This is a genomic window from Mesorhizobium sangaii (assembly GCF_014207355.1).
In the GTDB taxonomy this organism is placed as follows: domain Bacteria; phylum Pseudomonadota; class Alphaproteobacteria; order Rhizobiales; family Rhizobiaceae; genus Mesorhizobium; species Mesorhizobium sangaii.
The window spans coordinates 457,669-472,627 of record NZ_JACHEF010000005.1; the positions used below are offsets into that span (position 1 = coordinate 457,669).

Consider the following 14,959-nt stretch of genomic DNA (forward strand, 5'->3'; position numbering starts at 1 on the left):
GCTCCCGAAAGCTGATGGGGGGAAGGAGACATCAAATGCTCCCAGCCCGCCATCCCAATTTATGAGTACACGGCCTAGGCGAACCACCAGCGTTCGGCGATCTTCGTTCCGTCCATCGGCCAGTTCGCCGCCACCTCGCCATGGGCGAGAGCCTTGGTGTGGGCATCGACATAGGAATTGAAGACCAGGTTCACCAGTCCGCCGTCGTCATGCACCAATTGCTGCATTTCGGCATACATGCCGGCACGCTTGGCATCGTCTGTCTCCGAGCGGGCGGCGACGAGCAGCTCATTAAAGCGCGGATTTTTCCAGAGCGTTTCGTTCCACGCCGCTTCCGCCGCATAGGCGGTGGTGAACATCCAGTCGCACGTCGGCCGGCCGGCCCAGTAAGAGGCGAAGAACGGCTTCGTGAGCCAGACATTGTTCCAGTAGCCGTCATCGGGCTCCCTGATCACATTCAGGTTGAGCCCGGCCGCCCGGGCATGCTCCTGCCAGAGGAGAGCGGAGTCGGTCGCACCCGCGAAGGCGGCATCCGCGACCGACAGGTGGAACTGGGTGTTCTCGGCCCCCGCCTTCTTGAGGAAGCTCTTGACCATGTCGAGGTCGTAGACGTGCTTCGGCTGCGGAGCGATCGCGAACTTGACGGTCGGTGCGATCGGATTGTCGTTGCCGATGGCGCCGTGGCCGAGAAACACCTTCTGCACGATCTCGTCGCGGTTGAGCGAGTACTTCAACGCATTGCGCACATCGGGATTGTCGAAGGGCGCCTTCTGGACGTTCATGACAAAGACGTAGTGGCCGTAGCCCGTCGTCTCCGAGATCACGAGATCGGGGTTCTGCTTCAGAATGTCGAGCGTCTTCAGATCGCAGCGATCCATGTAATGGACCTCGCCGGTGTTAAGCGCGTTGGTGCGCGCCGTCACATCATTGATCGCCAGGCATTCGACACGGTCGAACCAGCCCCTGTCGGATTTGAAGTAGTTCGGGTTCTTGTTGAAGGTGGCGATGACGCCGGGCTCGAATTTCTCGAGCATATAGGGGCCGGTGCGGATGCCCGACTCCCAGTCGACGCCGCCCTCTTTCGCCGGCATTACCGCGATGTCCGACATGATGTAGGGGAAGTCGGCATTGCCGCCGTCGAGTTCGACCACCACGGTCTCGGCACCGTCGGCGACGACGTTCTTGACCGTAGCCAAGAGCGATTTCATCGCCGATTTCGTGCCCTCGACGGTGTGATGCCTGACCGAGGCAACGACATCGTCGGCGGTAACCGTCTTGCCATTGTGAAAGGTGGCACGTGTCCTCAGTTTGAACACCCACATCTTGGCGCCGTCTGACGGCTCAAAGCTATCGGCGAGGTCGGGGACCACGTTGCCCTTGGAATCGATCTCGGTCAGACTGTTCGACAAGGTTCCCTGTAGCGCGGTGCCGGTGAACGGGTTGACGTAGAGACTCGGGTCCATCGAATCGGCGGCGGAGCCATCGCTGATGCCGATCTTCAAGGTGCCCCCTCTCTTCGGCTCCGCGCGCGTAACCCTGACGAACATCGCATTGGCCGCCGTGGCGGTAAGGCCGGCGGCGAGCGCCAGCTGAACAAAGTCACGACGCGAAACCTTGCCTTTGGCGGCAAGCCTCGCGGCCGACTGCAGCTTCAATTCGAATTCCGTCATTCCCGGTTTCTCCTTCAGATCCAGATGGAAAACGGGCATGTCCAAGAGGAAACAAGGAGGCGCATCCCCTCACGAGATGGGTCAGTAACCTCCCCTGTTCGTTCTTGTTCTTGTTTGGTTACTCCCTCGCGGGCCACACGGTTTCGGCCCGCGGCAGATCATAGCGGGTCCGAGTGTGGCGAGCAAACCGGCCGACGCTCGCGACGCGCTCGGCCCTTTGGAGGTTTCACTGCCATTTGGGGCCGTCTGCGTCAGACAGCTTTCCGGCTTCGGACGCTAAAAAAGGCGGCCAATTCGACGCTGCAGTCGCGTGTCTGCTTTATGCAACGGCAACGAGCATGGTAGTGGCCGACTTAGGTTGAAATGGAACGACCGCTTTAGCCAGATCTGATCCCGTAGCCGACAGTCAGTTTCCGGCCCATCTCGACCATTGGCGGCAGCCGGTTGATTGAGCTTTTTGAAACGGCTTTCCGTCCGCAATTGCATCAAAAAGATGCGAAAGGACGAACCGCGCCGACCGGCCTGATCGCCGACCGCGCCGGCCGGTAATGGGCAAGGCACAGCACCGCTACCTTGGTGAGCAGCGTGGTCTTGGAGGAGATGCTTTCCGAGGTGTTGAGAAGAATGAGCCAGCCCACCACCGGCAGCCACACGCCAGGATGGCACCGGCGCGCCACCTCATGCATGAACAGCCCGAAGCTGGACATCATCAAAAGGGTGAAGAAGGCGCCCTGGTAGACCGTCATGCGCACGAATGGGTTCTCGATACCCCATTCGAGGCCGTTGATCCGGCGCAGGCTCGAGATCGACGCTCGGCCCGGCAATCACATCGCGTGCGCCAGGATCCTGCTATGCCGGTAGGGACGACTTCAGTTTCATCGGTATCGCCAGAGCCTTGAAACTGTGGTAGCCGCCGCTCGACCAACCAAAGGACGACACCAGTGAACGAACCAACCGTGGCCCAGGCGACCGAAAGTATCTATGGCTCGCTGCGGGCGGACAATGCCGACATCGACGCACATATCGCGACGCTCAAGGCGGCGCTGACACGAGAAGGGGTAAAACAGGCGGTGTTCGATCCGACCAAGTTGGCGCAGAACAACCGCTCGGGCCGCAAGTTGATGCAGGCTTATTTTCGGCAGCGCGGCGTGAGCGTGAGGTTTTCGGACCAGTAGAGCCGCGCGCGGGTCTCAAGCGCTCCGGCGGCACCATCATGCGGCCGATTGGGCGCAGATGAAAATCCGTATGGACGACGCGACCTCGCGAACGGCGACATCAACAAAGTGTCGCGTACCCGATGGTGACCTTGGCCTCAAATCCCAGCTTGGCTAGAGTTCGTGGCATGCTGAACGCCATTCACCACGTCGCGCTCATCTGCACCGACTACGTTCGGTCGCGACGGTTCTACGTCGAACTCCTCGGCCTCGATCTGATCCGGGAGGTCTATCGGGAGGAGCGGCAGTCATGGAAGGCCGATCTGCGGATCGGGTCCGTCCAGCTGGAATTGTTCTCCTTCCCCGCACCAGTGATGCGGCCGTCCCATCCAGAGGCGACAGGCTTGAGACATCTGGCATTTGCCGTGGCGAATCTTGACCCCGTAATTATGCGCCTGGAAGCCGCCGGCGTTCCCGTCGAGCCAATCCGGATCGACCCATATACAGACCAACGGTTTACCTTTTTCAGCGACCCGGATGGATTGCCGCTGGAACTCTACGAAGCTCCATAAGGAACGGTTCGCTTTCGTGACCACGTCATCGGAGGTGGGAACGGCAGTCGCCAGATATGATCCGCCAACTCGGGTGCGTCACCCGGCCCCTTCCCCACGGGCCAGGAGGCCGACAGCTTTGCGCCTGATCTAGGTCATTTAGGTTGGCTGTGCCACTGCCTTAGAGCGGACACTACCGGCGATAGCGCCGGAAGGTCGAGGGAACCCAATTCCAGTCATCACCGCCTCCGGACCTGACATTCGTGCTACCGCTAGCGGCAACCTGAGCCGACTGTCGCTAAGATCGCGTGCTGGCCCTGCGTATGTTCAGGCGATCCAGCGGGCCGGAACTTGAACCGTCTCCTCCAACACCTTGCCTCTACTCGGCAGCCACAGCTGGTCGCAGTTCCAGGTCCTCCGTCGAAATCTCCTGGATCTCATCCGCAGTCGGCTTGATCCGGAACCACGCGGCGTAGAGCGCAGGAAGGAAGAGCAGGATCAACATCGTGCCGGCCGCTGTTCCGCCGATCAGCGTATAGGCCATTGAACCCCAGAAGACGGAGTGCGTGAGGGGGATGAATGCGAGCACGGCGGCAAGCGCGGTCAAAATGACGGGCCGTGTGCGTTGCACCGTGGCCTCGATGACCGCGTGATAGTCGTCAATGCCGGCAGCACGGTTCTCCTTGATCTGTTCGGTCAGGATCAGCGTGTTGCGCATCAGGATTCCGGCCAGTCCTATCATGCCCAGAATGGCGTTGAACCCGAAGGGCTGGTGGAAGGTGAGCAGCATCGGCACGACGCCTACAAGGCCAAGAGGCGCCGTCAGCACAACCATGAACATCGTCGAGAAGGATCGCACCTGCAGCATGATGACGATCAACATGGCGGCTATCATAGCCGGGAAGACCTTGCCCAGCGCGGTGTTGGCCTTTTCAGCCTCTTCGATCGATCCGCCCATTTCGATGCGATAGCCGACCGGAAGGGACGCGATCAGCGGCTGAAGGGCCTTCATGATCTGCTTGGAGACCTCAGGAGGCTGGCTCGCCTCATTGATGTCCGCGCGGATCGTGACAACGGGCGTGCGGTCACGGCGCTTCAGAATTGGCTCCTCCTGACGGATTTCCGAATGCCCGATCTGGTCGAGCGGAATCGAGCGGCCGTCTCGGCTGACGAGTGAGAAATCCGCCAGACGTGCGGGATCCAGTCGCTCGCCGCCGGCGCTGCGCGCCACGATGGGTACGTTGCTAATGTCCTCGCGGACCTGCGTAACGGGGATGCCGGTGAGAAGGAATTGCAGTTGCTGAGCCACCTCCGCCGGCGAGAGGCCGATGAGGTTCAGTCGATCCTGATCCGGGACAAAGCGAAGCACGGGCGTGCGATTGCCCCAGTCGCGGTTGGCCTGGCGCACATCCGGGACGCCCCGCATGATATCGACGGCCTTTTCGGAAATGCTGTAGAGCTGCGTGGAATCGGGACCCATCACCCGGAATTCGACCGGGAACGGGGTGTAGGGGCCGAACACGAGCTGCGTAACGCGGACATAAGCCTCGGGCGCGAGCCCCTGCGCCACTGCCTCGCGGAGCCGGTGCTTCAACGCCTCACGCGCCTCGGCGTTCGGGGTCAGCACGACGATCTTGGCAAAGGAGGGATCGGGCAGCTCCGGAGCCATCGCGAAAAAGAAGCGCGGAGCGCCCTGACCGACGTAGCTCGTGACGATCTTGGCCTCGGGCTGTCTGTCCAGCCAATTTTCGAGCTTCTCGACCGCGGCGGTCGTCGTCTCGATGCTGCCACCTTCCGGCAGGCGAACCTCCACCAACACTTCAGGGCGGTCGGATGTCGGGAAGAATTGCTGTTTGATGCCGCCCATACCGACGACGGAAAGCGCGAAGGCGACGCCGACGATACCGCAGGTTACAAACTTATGGCGCACGGCAAAGGTGATGAGCCGCCGCAAACGTCGATAGTTAGGGGTGTCGTAGATAGCGTGATGACCGCCTTCGACCGGTTTGATCGCGGGCAGCATCTTGACGCCGAGATAGGGCGTAAAGACCACCGCGACGATCCAGGAGACGATGAGGGCGAACCCCACGACCCAAAAGATGTTGCCGGCGTATTCGCCGGCCGTCGAGCGCGCAAAACCCACCGGCACGAAGCCGGCGACCGTCACCAGCGTTCCCGATAGCATCGGCGCCGCAGTGTGGCTCCATGCATAGGCCGCCGCCTTGATGCGGTCCATGCCCTCTTCCATCTTCACCACCATAACCTCGATGGCGATGATGGCGTCGTCGACGAGAAGACCAAGCGCCAGGATGAGGGCGCCGAGCGTGATGCGATCGAAGAACCGGCCGGTTTCCAGCATGATGAGGAACACGACGGCGAGCGTCAGAGGGACGGCAGCCGCCACGACGATCCCGACGCGCCAGCCCATGCTGAGCAGGCTGATCAGCAGCACGACGCCGAGCGCCATCGCGAACTTCAACATGAATTCGTCGACTGCCGAGGTGATGTTGACGGCTTGGTCGCTTACCTTGTCGAGCGTCATGCCGAGCGGCAGTGTCTGTGTGATCGCGGCAGTCTTGTCCTCCAGTGCCTTGCCGAGCGCGCGACCATCCCAGCCCTCCTGCATAACCGCCGCGAGCATGATGGTAGGCTCGCCCTGACGCCGGATGAGGTATGTGGGAGGGTCTTCGTAGCCGCGGCTGACCTCGGCAATGTCGGAGAGCTTCAGCGTCCGCCCCCCAGCGACAATCGGGGTGTCGGCGATCGCCTGAACGCTGTCATAGGCGCCGTCGACCCGAATGAAGAGGCGCGGCCCCAGGGTGTCGATCGAACCTGCTTGCGTGACGGTGTTCTGCCGCTGCAAGGCAGCGACGATGTCCTGTGCCGACACGCCGAGGGTTGCCAGCTTGGCGTAGGAAAACTCGACGAATATCTGTTCGGGACGTTCACCAAGGATGTTGATCTTCTTGACGCCGGGCACGTGCAGGAGGTCCTGGCGGATCACCTCGGCCTGCCTTGCCAGTTCCCGCATCGGCATGCCCTCGGCCTTCAGCGCATAAAGGGCGAAGCTCACATCCGAATATTCATCGTTGACGAAGGGGCCGAAGACACCGGGTGGCAGGTTGCGGGCTTCATCCCCGAGCTTTTTGCGAGCCTGGTAGAACTCCTCCTGTACGACAGAGGACGGTGTGCTGTCCTTCAGCGTGACCGTCATATAGGCGTACCCTGGCCGTGTGGTCGTCTCCACCCGGTCATACCAGGTCAGTTCCTGAAGCCGCTTCTCCAACGGTTCGGCGACGAGGTCCTGCATCTCGCGCGCCGTCGCGCCTGGCCACGCCGTCGTAACCGTCATGGTCTTGATGGTGAAGTTGGGATCCTCCGCCCGACCGAGCATGAAGAAGGCGTAGGCGCCGGCAGCCACCAGCAGGACGATGAAGAACAAGGTGACGGCGCGTTCGCGAACGGCAATCGCGGAAAGATTGAAGCTCATCAGTTGCTCTCGCTTTCGGACTCGGTCCGGACGCGAGCGCCCTCCTGCAGGAGGTGGGCGCCGAGCGACACAATGGGAACGTTGGAGTTCAATCCGGAGATCACAGCGGTTTCGCTGGTAACACGAACAAGCTGGACGGGCTGAAAGTGTACGGTTGAGGTGGCGCTATCCAACACCCAAACGCCGGTCTTGCGGCCGTCATCGAGCACGGCTCCCAGTGGCACCTGAACCTCCGGCTGTTTCACCTGCCTTGCGAGCCGAACGGTAACCGTCGCGCCAAGCGGTGCAGCGGCGGCTTCGCCGTCGAGCACATAGCGCGCCTCATACGTGCGGGTCTGGGCATCGGCGGAGTCCGACAGCTGCCGCAGATGCGCTGTATAACGACGCTCGTCGCCACCATACACACTGGCCTCGGCTGCTGAGCCGATCGCCGGCCGGATCGTTTCGGGAAGCGCGACCACCGCTTCGCGCGGGCCGGCCTTGGCGGTCCGGATCACGGGCTGGCCGGAAGCGACGACCTGACCCGGCTCGCCAAGCGTTTCGACCACCGTTCCATCCGCGTCTGCCAACAGGACTGCATAGGCCGCTTCGTTTTCGGCGACCCGTGCGTCGGCTTCAGCGGCAGCAAGTTGCGCTTGGGCGGTGTCCAACGCAGCCTTCGCTTGCTCGTAGCGCTGCCTTGGCACCCACCCACTGGCGAGCAAGCTGGCGTACCGCCGTTCATCCGGCTGTGTCTGAACGACTGCCGCACGCGCAGCCGCAACGGCATTGCGTTTCGCCGAAAGCGCAAGGCGCAGATCGGTATCGTCAATCCGCATCAGTGGCTGACCGGCCTTGACCTCCTGACCGTCGTCCACGAGCCGTTCCACGATCTTGCCCGGAACCCGAAAGCCGAGATTGCTCTGCACCCTCGCCCCGATGATGCCGGTGAAGCCACGTTCTGATTCGGTGACCGGCGCTGCCGAAACAAGTCTGACGAATGGTGCTTCTTGCCTCGGGTCGGTCACCAAAGGGGCTTCCTGCGCGGGAGTTGCAAGCGTGGCGAATGCCGCTGCCCATGACATCGCCGTCAGGGTCAATCCCGCTACGATAACGGTTCTCTTTTTCACGCTCGTCGCCTCATCTCAAAATAGATTGCGTTCGACTTCTATATCGACTATAGATTACGAACGCAATCAAAAAGGAGATCGACGATGCGAGTGAGTCGCGTTCAAGCCGCGGAAAACCGCGAGACCGTGATCAATGTGGCAAGCCGCCTTTTTCGCGAGCGCGGCTTTGACGGCATCGGACTCAAGGATCTGATGAAGGGTGCAGGGCTGACGCAGGGTGCCTTTTACAAGCAATTCAAGTCAAAGGACGACCTGGCTGCGCAGGCGTCCAGGCGTGCGATGGAGAGCGCCACCCACCGTTGGTCGGTCGCGACTACGACAAACCCTGAGGATCCGCTCGGCGCGGTGACCGCGTTCTACCTCAGTATGGATCATCGCGGGGAAAAGATGGACGGCTGCCCGGTCGTTGCGCTCGGCTCGGATGCTGCCAGGCAGGGCGCTGAGGTGAAGGCGTCATTCGAAGCCGGCGTCAAGGAGCATCTCGAGATCCTCGGCCGTTTCATTGCCGAGACCAATGGCGAGGAGTCCGAAGGCAAGGCGATGGCCATTCTCTCGACAATGGTCGGCGCGGTCCTCCTCTCGCGCGTCGTCAACGATCCCGATCTCGCACAGGCCTTTCTGGATGCGGCGACCGATCAGGTTCGCGAAGCAGCCCGCGCTTGAACGTCGTGCGCAGTGCTGGCGCCGCACTCAACTTGATAGGAAAATAGATGCGTCGGATTGTTGTCACCGGCATGGGAGCGGTCACGCCCCTTGCCGCCAATGTCGAAGCGTCCTGGTCACGCCTCTTGGCCGGTCGTTCGGGCGTCCGTAGGCTTCCGGACGATGTGGTGGGAGACCTGCCGGCGAAGATCGGCGGCGTGGTGCCCTCCCTGGATGAAGATCCGGACGCCGGTTTCGATCCCGATGTCGTCCTGTCTGCGAAGGATCAGCGCAAGGTAGATCGGTTCATTCTCTTTGCGCTGGCGGCAGCGGAAGAGGCGCTTGCGCAGGCGAAATGGAAGCCTGCCTCGGAAACGGATCGCCTGCGCACAGCCACGATCATCGCTTCCGGGGTCGGCGGGTTCCCCGCCATAACCGAGGCGGTGCGCACGGTCGACCTGCGTGGCGCCCGCCGCCTGTCGCCCTTTACGGTGCCGTCCTTCCTGGTGAACCTCGCAGCGGGCCACATTTCGATCCGCCATGGCTTCAAAGGCCCGCTCGGCGCGCCAGTGACGGCGTGCGCGGCCGGCATCCAGGCGATCGGCGACGCCGCCCGTCTCATCCGCGCGGACGAGGCTGATATTGCCGTGTGCGGCGGCACGGAAGCGTGCATGAACATCGTCAGCCTCGGTGGGTTTGCCGCCGCACGCTCTCTTTCAACCGGCTTCAATTGGGCGCCGGCTCAAGCCTCGCGTCCTTTCGACACATCGCGGGACGGCTTCGTCATGGGCGAAGGAGCCGGCGTGCTGGTCATCGAGGCGTTGAGCCACGCGCTGGCGCGCGGCGCAACACCGCTGGCCGAGCTCGTCGGCTACGGCACGACAGCGGATGCTCACCACGTCACCTCTGGCCCCGAGGACGGCGGCGGTGCGCGCCGGGCCATGGAGATCGCAATCGCGCAAGCAGGGATTTCGGCGCGCGAGGTTCGTCATCTCAATGCGCATGCGACGTCCACGCCAGTCGGTGACCTGGGTGAAATCGAAGCGATCAAGAGCATGTTCGGGCGCGATTTCGCGATAGCTGTCAGCGCAACGAAATCCGCGACCGGACACCTGCTCGGCGCGGCCGGCGGGCTTGGTGCCATCTTCGCGATCCTGGCGCTCAGGGATCAGGTCGCACCGCCGACCCTCAATCTGAGCGCTCCCGATCCGGCCGCCGACGGCATCGACTTAGTCGCAAACGAGCTCCGGCCAATGGAGATGGAATACGCGATCTCCAATGGCTTCGGCTTTGGCGGCGTGAATGCCAGTGCCTTGTTCAAGCGCTGGAACCACCAGCCCGACGCGAGTGCCAGAGGCAGTCAGGACTGACGCCCTTTGCTCCGACCTTTTCATGCTTTCTCCCACTCCGATCCAACGCAAAGAAGGAAATGATTTCCATGAACAAGATCAATCCTGGCGTCGCCCTTGTCACAGGGGCGTCCTCCGGCATCGGGCGCGCAACCGCCAACACCCTACGGAACGCGGGCTTTCACGTATTCGGAACCAGCCGTCGCACGGCCTCCAAACAATCCGACGGCGTTACCATGCTGACCTGCGACGTGACCGACGACGCGTCCGTTGCGAAAATGGTCGATGACGTTTTGGCCAAAGCCGGACGCATCGACCTGCTTGTCAACAATGCTGGCATGGGTCTGTTTGGCGGCGCGGAGGAGTCCTCGACCGCCCAGGCCCAGGCGCTGTTCGACGTCAACGTCTTCGGTGTTTTGCGCGTGACTAACGCGGTGCTGCCGGCAATGCGACGCCAAGGGAAGGGCAGAATCGTTAATTTGAGTTCGGTACAGGGGTTTATCCCCGCCCCCTATTTCGCGCTTTACTCGTCGACCAAACATGCCATCGAGGGTTATTCCGAATCGCTCGATCACGAATTGCGCCCGTTCGGCATTCGCGTTTCGTTGGTGGAGCCCGCCTATACCCGCACGTCATTCGAGGACAATCTGGCCGCCCCCGATCAGTCGCTCGAAATCTATGACTCCGCGCGCGCCGGCATGACTGCGTCAGTGCGGAAGTCGATGGAAAAAGGCGATGCGCCTGAAGTGGTCGCGAAGACTGTTTTGGCCGCTGCGACCGATCCCGCTCCGAAGAAACGCTATGCGGCAGGGAAAATGGCGCGCCAGGTCAGTTTCCTGCGCCGTTTCGTCCCCGCGTCCGCATTCGACAAGAGCTTGCGGAAGCAGCTTGGGCTGCCGGCCTGACGTCGGCATCAGCAACAGCCAACATTCGCGAAAGGACATATCAATGAAGATAGGAATCATCGGCGCCGGAAACATTGGCACCACATTGGCGCGAAAGACCGAAGCTAATATTGGCGAACGATGGACCCCATCGTTTCCATGAGCTGGTTCCGCGCGCTTAAAGGTCTTCGAGGGTCAGAAAGGCCTGTTCACCCGGACGTCTTCCGGCATCTAAGGGGGCTCGGCAAAGTCCGACTGAGGTCACGTCGATGCATGGGGGCCGCCTAAAAGTCCGCTTCTCACATTCCAAGCCCCCAAGCCGTCTGTTCGCTTCCGGCCCATCTCGACCATTGGCGGCAGCCAGTTGATTGAGCTTTTTGAAACGGCTTTCCGTCCGCAATTGCATCAAAAAGATGTGGAGCGGTTCTGCGTTTCCGCGAAAGGACGAACTGCGCCGACCGGCCTGATCGCCGACCGCGCCGGCCGATAATGGGCAAGGCACAGCACCGCGACCTTGGTGAGCAGCGTGGTCTTGGAGGAGATGCTTTCCGAGGTGTTGAGAAGAATGAGCCAGCCCACCACCGGCAGCCAGACGCCAGGATGACAGCGGCGCGCCACCTCATGCATGAACAGCCCGAAGCTGGACATCATCAAAAGGGTGAAGAAGGCGCCCTGGTAGACCGTCATGCGGACGAATGGGTTCTCGATACCCCATTCGAGGCCGTTGATCCGGCGCAGGCTCTCGACGAGATCGACGCTCGGCCCGACGATCACATCGCGCAGCTCCAGATAGTTGAATATCTCGAACATCTCGACGCGGGCATTGGCACTGCCGCCATCCGACACGAAGCGGCCAAGCAGCGCATCGAAAAAGCCCTGCGAGGCCAATACGGCGATAGCAACCGGCAGCAGCGCGGCCAGCATCATCGCCAGGGCCGCGCCGAGCAGGTTGACGCGACCCGTGCGCAATTTGCGAAATCCGTGGAAAAGCAAATAGCTGCCGCCCAGCAGTATGGTCACCACCATCGCCGACCGGCCGCCGAACGCAACGAGCGCCGCGCACTGCAGGCCGATCATCGCCAGCCGCAGCGGAGCCGGCAGCGATCTTGAGCCGCTCAAAAGGGCAAGCACGTAGACCGACGTCACCGTGGCATTGACCAGCGGATGCCCCTGCAGCGCGCTCGAGCGCGGATCGGTGGCAAACACCTCGCCATCGAAGCGATAGGGAAACACCAGTGTCTTGGTGGCGAATTCGACAAGGGCGAGCAGCCCATTGGCCGTCATGACCGCATGAATGACGGTGGGCAGCCGGGCGAACGTCCATTCGTCATCCTCGCCGAGCATGAGCACCAGCAGCCCGGAAGCCACGAAAGTGTCGATCATGCCGGCCATGCCTGGACGTTGCCTGACGATGACGACGACCAGGAGCACGACCGCGATGACGCTCATCAGTGCCGTGGCGGGCCGCCTGTCGGCGACGTGGACGCAATAGCCGACCGGATTGCCGAACGTGCACGAACGCCAGGCAAACAGCAGAATGATGAGATAGGTGGAGGGATGTATCTTGGTCGCCGCGCTGCCTGACAGGCCGTCGTAATTGTAGCCAAGCAGCCAGAGCATGCCTCCCGAGACAGCGAACAGCACCAGCACGGCCGCGATCAGTCCAAACTGGGTCACCGCATCCACGGAGGTGCCGGCGCGGGGCGCGGCAGCGCCGAAATTCGAGGCTGTTCCGCTCCAGCCGGAAGCCATGTCAGGCCGCCTCGTCGACCAGCAATGCGCCTGTCGGCACCCGCCCCATAACGGAAATCGCCTGCATCGTCGCCGTCACATCGCGCATCGGCGTGGCGTTCAGCCTGGCGACGACCACTATCTCGTCGACCATGGCGACAAGCGGCGAGGCATTCAGATTCTCGGCCAGCGCGCCGCCATCGACGACAACGAGTTCGAAACTCCGGCTCGCCTGGGCCAGCATATGCTGCGCGAAGTAGACGCCGTGTGCTTCCTGGAAGATCGCCTTGGGTCGGCCCCTGCCCAGAAGGGCGACGTTGCTGCCCGGCGCGTACCGGCTGACGGCTTCAAACGCATACTCGCCGCGCAGCACATCGAGGATCCCGGGCTGCGGGTCCTTCTGGCCGTTGCTGGTGTTGGTATCGACGAACAGGACCCGGCTGCCCCTGGCTGCCGCCGCGTTGGCGAGCAGCCGTGCGATCCTGTTGCGCTGCTGGCCATCTTCTGGCGGCGACGTCACCAGGATCGACGGCACCAGCGGCCAATCCGGCGGACGTCGGCCCGAACTGAACATGCGCCGGAGCGCGAGGCCGATGACGGCGTCCGTCTTCTGGTTGGTCGCGACGGCCGGGCTGGTGCCGAAAGGCCACCAGCGCCGTCCCGGCTTCACTCCCGCCGGCAGGATGCCAAGCACGGGGGCATCGATCGTGAATTGCATCTGGGCGCTGGAAAGCACTGTCGGCGAGGAGTATTCCGCAATCAGCGCCAGGCCGGTGCCCAGCCCCAATCCGCCAAACACGGCGCCAAACAAAAGCAGCCCCAGTGGCGGCCAGCTCTTTTTCTGGGCCGGCATGGCATCCGAAATCACACGCGCGTTGGTGCTGTCGACGTTGATCTGCTCGCGTGTTTCCTGAGCCCGCTGCAGGTAGGTTGCATAGACGGAACGGACCGCCTCGAGATCGCGCTGCAATTCGCGCAGCCGCACGGATGCCTGGTCGGTGTCGAGCGATTTGTTCTTGAGGCTCGCGACCTTCGTTTCCAGCGCCTGCTGGTTGGCAAGCGCCCGCTCGTAATCGGTCTCAGTGGCCGTCTGGATCCGGCCGAGTTCGCGCGCGATCAGCTGCCGCGTGTCACGCAGTTGCTGCTGCGCGGCGATCATCGACGGATGGCGCGGCCCCAGTTCCGTGCCAAGCTGCGAGACCTGGTCGACCAGTGTTGCTTCCTGCGAGCGCAAGCTCGAAATCACCGACGAGCGCATCGCTTCCGAGGTTGCATCGGGCGTGCCGCTCTGCTTGCGCATCTGGTCGACCTGCGCCTTCAGCGTTGCGGTGCGGCTCTGCGCCGCCGAAAGCTGCGTGTTGAGCTCGGTCAGTTCCTGGTCGCTGACCAGATTGCCTGCCGCCATCACCATGTTGTTGGCGGACTTGTAGGCCTCGACGGCATTCTCGGCCTGCTGAACGCGCTTGCGCTGTTCGTCCAGCCGCGCGGTGATCGACTTCGACGCATCGGTGGCGGCTTGCGCGCGCGAACTCGCCTGGTCGGCCAGATAGGCTTGTGCGATGGCGTTGGCCAGAAGCGCGGCCTTGTCGGCGCTCTTGGCGGTGACGATCACGTCGATGACCAGGACCTTGTCCGCCCGCTTCACCGCCAGGCGCCGGCGCAGGGCGTCGAGCGTTGCAACCGTCCTGTCGGTCGCGGCCGAACCGGAACCGAGGACGCGCGACACCATGCCCTGCCCGTTGAATTCCGGATCCTCGGTCAGTTTGGTCGCCGCGATCGCCCGCAGCAGCACACCAGTCGACTGGACGACGCTGACCTGGCTTTCAACCTGGGTGATGCCGCCGTCGGGCGCCAGTCCGCTCGGATTGATATTGTTGGTGACCACTTGCAGGTCTTGCGGATCGATGATGATTTCCGCCACAGAGCTGTACAACGCCGGCGTGAGCAGGCCGTAGAGCAGGGTTGCGAGTGTCAGCAGCACGGCGGTGCCGATGATCCAGAGACGGCGGCGCACCAGAATGCGCTTCAGATCGCCAAGCTCGACGGTCGAGGGTGCGTATGATCCCGCGGGTTCCACCGATCCTGCTTCCGGAAAGTATTGCTGAGGCACCATGGGCAGAGATGATAGCATAGCTGCCTCCTACAATACTCCATTTGCCTGCAAGACCAAATCGCGGGCATGAACCTAGCTATTACTCCAATTGTTAAAACATTATTAATTATGTTTGGAACCCGCATGAATTTTGGCACGGAGTTTGCTTAGGTAAACGCACTGGGGTGTTGACACCGCGCAGCTGAACGAGAGACGGACGAAAATGGGGCAACACTTCAACCGGGCTGACACCAGTGTCCCATGTTCTGACGTCGGCCACGAAAATG

11 protein-coding genes are annotated in these 14,959 nt (G+C 62.2%); 5 read left to right on the plus strand and 6 right to left on the minus strand.

Going from position 1 to position 14,959, the window contains the following annotated elements:
• Window positions 1-74: 74 nt before the first annotated feature.
• Window positions 75-1,670 carry an ABC transporter substrate-binding protein gene (locus tag HNQ71_RS25000; RefSeq protein WP_184875391.1) on the minus strand — a complete coding sequence of 532 codons (1,596 nt, stop codon included), beginning with the start codon at window positions 1,668-1,670 and terminating at the stop codon, window positions 75-77.
• Window positions 1,671-2,155: 485 nt separating this feature from the next.
• Window positions 2,156-2,494 carry a hypothetical protein gene (locus tag HNQ71_RS25005; RefSeq protein WP_246462005.1) on the minus strand — a complete coding sequence of 113 codons (339 nt, stop codon included), beginning with the start codon at window positions 2,492-2,494 and terminating at the stop codon, window positions 2,156-2,158.
• A 117-nt stretch (window positions 2,495-2,611) separates the two neighbouring features.
• Between HNQ71_RS25005 and HNQ71_RS25010 the strand changes: the two genes are divergently transcribed.
• Window positions 2,612-2,845 (plus strand): hypothetical protein, encoded by a 234-nt coding sequence (locus tag HNQ71_RS25010; RefSeq protein WP_184875393.1) that lies wholly within the window; start codon window positions 2,612-2,614, stop codon window positions 2,843-2,845.
• 167 nt (window positions 2,846-3,012) lie between these two features.
• Complete coding sequence (gene gloA2 / locus HNQ71_RS25015) at window positions 3,013-3,396, plus strand: SMU1112c/YaeR family gloxylase I-like metalloprotein (RefSeq protein ID WP_184875395.1); 384 nt, start codon at window positions 3,013-3,015, stop codon at window positions 3,394-3,396.
• A gap of 358 nt (window positions 3,397-3,754) precedes the next feature.
• Here the strand turns inward: gloA2 and HNQ71_RS25020 are convergent, their stop codons facing one another.
• Together HNQ71_RS25020 and HNQ71_RS25025 are read right to left on the minus strand one after the other, a co-directional pair.
• Entirely contained in the window at window positions 3,755-6,865 is a 3,111-nt protein-coding gene (locus HNQ71_RS25020; RefSeq protein WP_184875397.1) for an efflux RND transporter permease subunit, read from the minus strand.
• Complete coding sequence (locus tag HNQ71_RS25025) at window positions 6,865-7,929, minus strand: efflux RND transporter periplasmic adaptor subunit (protein WP_184875607.1); 1,065 nt, start codon at window positions 7,927-7,929, stop codon at window positions 6,865-6,867. The genes HNQ71_RS25020 and HNQ71_RS25025 overlap by 1 nt, the downstream gene beginning before the upstream one ends.
• Window positions 7,930-8,058: 129 nt before the next feature.
• Between HNQ71_RS25025 and HNQ71_RS25030 the strand changes: the two genes are divergently transcribed.
• From HNQ71_RS25030 to HNQ71_RS25040, 3 genes are all read left to right on the plus strand, one after another.
• On the plus strand, window positions 8,059-8,637 hold the full coding sequence (locus HNQ71_RS25030) for a TetR/AcrR family transcriptional regulator (protein WP_184875399.1): 579 nt from the start codon (window positions 8,059-8,061) through the stop codon (window positions 8,635-8,637).
• A 47-nt stretch (window positions 8,638-8,684) separates the two neighbouring features.
• Window positions 8,685-9,986, plus strand: coding sequence for a beta-ketoacyl-ACP synthase II (gene fabF, locus HNQ71_RS25035; protein WP_184875401.1), 1,302 nt, complete (start codon window positions 8,685-8,687; stop codon window positions 9,984-9,986).
• A 68-nt stretch (window positions 9,987-10,054) separates the two neighbouring features.
• The gene (locus HNQ71_RS25040; RefSeq protein ID WP_184875403.1) at window positions 10,055-10,870 is read left to right on the plus strand and encodes an oxidoreductase; all 816 of its coding nucleotides are present in this window, start codon (window positions 10,055-10,057) and stop codon (window positions 10,868-10,870) included.
• Window positions 10,871-11,254: 384 nt separating this feature from the next.
• Here HNQ71_RS25040 and HNQ71_RS25045 read toward each other — a convergent pair whose 3' ends face one another.
• Both HNQ71_RS25045 and HNQ71_RS25050 read right to left on the minus strand, forming a co-directional pair.
• On the minus strand, window positions 11,255-12,601 hold the full coding sequence (locus HNQ71_RS25045) for a VpsF family polysaccharide biosynthesis protein (RefSeq protein WP_184875405.1): 1,347 nt from the start codon (window positions 12,599-12,601) through the stop codon (window positions 11,255-11,257).
• A gap of 1 nt (window position 12,602) precedes the next feature.
• The gene (locus tag HNQ71_RS25050; RefSeq protein WP_184875407.1) at window positions 12,603-14,711 is read right to left on the minus strand and encodes a GumC family protein; all 2,109 of its coding nucleotides are present in this window, start codon (window positions 14,709-14,711) and stop codon (window positions 12,603-12,605) included.
• Window positions 14,712-14,959 lie beyond the last annotated feature (248 nt).